This window comes from Streptomyces turgidiscabies Car8, from assembly GCF_000331005.1.
Classification (GTDB): Bacteria; Actinomycetota; Actinomycetes; order Streptomycetales; family Streptomycetaceae; genus Streptomyces; species Streptomyces turgidiscabies.
The window spans coordinates 1-3,708 of record NZ_AEJB01000669.1; the positions used below are offsets into that span (position 1 = coordinate 1).

At 67.5% G+C, this 3,708-nt stretch carries 3 protein-coding genes; 1 reads left to right on the forward strand and 2 read right to left on the reverse strand.

Annotated elements, in window-relative coordinates:
* The coding region (locus STRTUCAR8_RS46535; RefSeq protein ID WP_006383496.1) for an amino acid ABC transporter permease at positions 1 to 706 on the reverse strand (706 nt) is incomplete at its 3' end.
* Between the two features lie 41 nt (positions 707 to 747).
* Positions 748 to 1,701 (reverse strand): ABC transporter substrate-binding protein, encoded by a 954-nt coding sequence (locus STRTUCAR8_RS46540; RefSeq protein WP_006383495.1) that lies wholly within the window; start codon positions 1,699 to 1,701, stop codon positions 748 to 750.
* Between the two features lie 716 nt (positions 1,702 to 2,417).
* On the opposite strand from STRTUCAR8_RS46540, the gene STRTUCAR8_RS46545 reads away from it, so the two are divergent.
* The gene (locus STRTUCAR8_RS46545; protein ID WP_006383494.1) at positions 2,418 to 3,626 is read left to right on the forward strand and encodes an NAD(P)-dependent malic enzyme; all 1,209 of its coding nucleotides are present in this window, start codon (positions 2,418 to 2,420) and stop codon (positions 3,624 to 3,626) included.
* The last annotated feature ends 82 nt before the right edge of the window (positions 3,627 to 3,708 follow it).

Sequence of the window (3,708 nt, forward strand, 5' to 3'; positions counted from 1 at the left end):
CGAACTGGACCACCGAAACCAGCGAGGTCGTCTTCAGCATGTTGATGACCTCGTTGCCCGTGGGCGGCACGATCACGCGCATCGCCTGCGGGATCACGATCCGGCGCAGGGTCTTGGCGTGGCTCATGCCCAGGGCGTGCGAGGCCTCCGTCTGCCCCTCGTCGACCGAGAGGAGGCCGGCGCGGCAGATCTCCGCCATGTAGGCGGCCTCGTTCAGGCCCAGGCCCAGGAGCGCCGTCAGCAGCGGCGTCATGAAGCTGGACCAGTAGTCCTTGTAGATCGGACCGAGGTTGATGTACGTGAAGACCAGGCCCAGGTTGAACCAGACGACGAGCTGGACCAGGACCGGGGTGCCGCGGAAGAACCAGATGTAGAACCAGGCGATGGTCGAGGTCACCGGGTTCTTCGACAGGCGCATGACGGCGAGCAGGATGCCGCCGACGATGCCGATCACCATCGAGAGGACCGTCAGCAGGAGGGTCTTCCCGACGCCCGTCATGATGCGGTCGTCGAAGAAGTAGTCCGGTACGGCGCCCCAGTTGATGTTGCCCTGGGCGAACGCGGAGACGATCGCGACGAAGAGCGCGATCGCGACGACGGCCGAGACGTACCGCCCGTAGTGCCGGACCGGGACGGCCCTGATGGCCTCCGGTCCGGCCGGGGGAGTGTCCGCCGGTCCTGTCGCCTTGTCGATGTCAACAGTCACGGGTGTTGCCTTTCAGTGCCCGTAGCTACGGTGAGCCGGGGTCACTTGCCGCCGTTGACGGTGGCCGAGGTCACGGCACCGTCCTCGACGCCCCACTTGGCGATGATCTTGCCGTACTCGCCGTTCTTGATGATCGCGTCGAGCGCGGCCTGCAGGGCGTCCCGCAGCTGCGTGTTCGTCTTGGCGACCGCGATGCCGTACGGCGCCGCCTCGACCTGCTCGCCGACGACCTGGAAGTCGTTGCCGCCGCCCGAGGTCTTCACCGCGTACGCCGTGACCGGGAAGTCGGAGGAGCCGGCGTCGGCGCCGCCCGCGCGCACCCTGGTCTGGGCCTGCTGGTCGTTGTCGTACGACTCGATGGCGATCTTCTTGCCACCCGTGCACTTCTTCGTCTCGGCCTTGGCGAGGTCCTCGGAGACCGTGCCGCGCTGGACCGCGATCTTCTTGCCGCAGAGGTCGGCCCAGGTCTTGATGCCCTGGTCGTCGCCCTTCTTGGTGTAGATCGAGACACCGGCGGTGAAGTAGTCGACGAAGTCGACGCCCTCGCCGACCTTCTTGCCGTTCTCGGTGCCCTCCTGGCGGTCCTTGGTGTCGGTCATCGCGGACATGGCGATGTCGTACCGCTTGGAGCGCAGACCCGTGATCAGGGTGTCGAAGGTGCCGTTCTCGAACTTGAACGTCACACCGAGCTGCTTGCCCATGGCGTCCGCCAGGTCGGGGTCGATACCGACCGTCTTGCCGGAGTCGTCCTTGAACTCGACCGGCGCGTACGCGATGTCCGAGCCGACCGTGACGACGCCCTTGTCCCGGATGGCCTGGGGCAGCTTGGCGGCCAGCGGGGCGGAGCTCGTCGAGGCGCTCTCCGAGCCAGTGCCCTTGTCCTTGGTCTGGTCACCGCAACCGGTGAGCAGCAGGGCGCCCGCGACCGCGATCGCACCGACCGCTGCTAGCCGGTTGTGCGCGGCGGTCGTACGAAGGGTGGAGCTTGCGGTCATGGTGGGTTCCTCCGGCGGATGGATGGTGTGCCATTGGGGCCGGCGCCTGCCCCGGAGGGCGGACGATTCCGGCGGGTCGACTGGTGCACGCATCTTTGAGTGTCGCGACCTTGTGTGATTACGGCATCTTGCCATTCGGACGGAGGCATTCAGACGACCGGCCATGTCAAAATCGGATAACGGGTGACCCCCGTGCAGCGTCAGGTCGGTGCACCAGAGCCGGACCTTCCCGGATCTTCTACGGGAATCATTCGTTCCGGCCGGAAGATCTTCGGTGTATCTCGCCAGGTGAGCGGCTGTTGCATCCGTACGTACAGCCGAGTGAGGACCCGTTCCGATCTGATCCACACCTGATCCGGACCTGATCCCGTCTCGATGCTGTCTCGATCGCGACGGGCCCGCGACCGGCTCGCCCCTCGCTTGCGATTCGAGCCTCGCGCGCCTCTCGATTTGATCGATCATGCCCGTGTATGTGGTCATGTGTGGTGATGAGTCGTGCGGCCCCCGTGTGACCTTCGCGTTATGGGGTCGTCGGCGGTGTCCTCCGTCCGGTAAGAAGGTTCTTTACACCCCTCATCCGGGGCTCAGGGCGCGTGTGCGGCGCGCCCGTCGCGCTCGTGCCCGTGCGCATCACTCACCGGGGCCTTGCGCGGTGCCCGCCCACCCCTCACCAGGAGTGGTCACCCTCCAACCTTGAAGACTTAAGGGGTAACAAAGTGGCAGCGGAGATCGTCAATCCTCGCAGCGACATCGTCACCGACAGTGACGCCGGTGAGTTCGACCCGGCGTTCGCTCTGCACCGGGGCGGCAAGATGGCCGTGCAGGCCACCGTGCCCATCCGTGACAAGGACGACCTGTCCCTCGCGTACACGCCCGGTGTGGCCCGGGTGTGCACCGCCATCGCCGAGCAGCCCGACCTCGTCAACGACTACACCTGGAAGTCGTCCGTCGTCGCGGTCGTGACGGACGGTACGGCGGTCCTCGGACTCGGTGACATCGGTCCCGAGGCGTCCCTCCCGGTGATGGAGGGCAAGGCGATCCTGTTCAAGCAGTTCGGCGGCGTGGACGCGGTCCCGATCGCGCTGGCCTGCACGGGCGTGGACGAGATCATCGAGACGGTGGTCCGGCTGGCGCCGTCCTTCGGTGGCATCAACCTGGAGGACATCTCGGCACCGCGCTGCTTCGAGATCGAGCGGCGGCTCCAGGAGCAGCTGGACATCCCTGTCTTCCACGACGACCAGCACGGCACGGCGGTCGTGACGCTGGCGGCCCTGCGCAACGCTGCGCGGCTGACGGGGCGGGAGCTCGGGGAGCTGCGGGGAGTGATCTCCGGCGCGGGTGCGGCGGGCGTCGCCATCGCGAAGTTCCTCCTTGAGGCGGGCCTCGGCGATGTCGCCGTCGCCGACCGCAAGGGCATCGTCTCGGCGGACCGTGACGACCTCACGCCGGTCAAGCGCGAGCTGGCGGAGCTGACGAACAAGGCCGGACTGACGGGGTCGCTGGAGAGCGCCCTCGCCGGCGCCGACGTCTTCATCGGCGTCTCCGGCGGTACGGTCCCGGAGGCGGCGGTGGCCTCGATGGCCAAGGACGCGTTCGTGTTCGCGATGGCCAACCCGGACCCCGAGGTGCACCCCGATGTGGCGCACAAGTACGCGGCGGTCGTCGCGACCGGGCGCTCGGACTTCCCGAACCAGATCAACAACGTGCTGGCGTTCCCAGGGATCTTCGCGGGGGCGCTGCAGGTGCGGGCGTCGCGGATCACTGAGGGGATGAAGATCGCGGCGGCGGACGCGTTGGCTGAGGTTGTGGGTGAGGATCTTGCCGCGGATTACGTGATTCCGTCGCCGTTCGACCCGCGGGTGGCTCCTGCCGTTACCGCGGCGGTCGCCGCGGCGGCTCGGGCCGAGGGTGTCGCTCGGCGCTGAGCAGTGTTTTCAGGGGTGGCTCCGTCCGTGGCGGCGGGGTCATCTCGCCCCCGCCGCCCCTACCCGTCCCATCCCGTTCCTG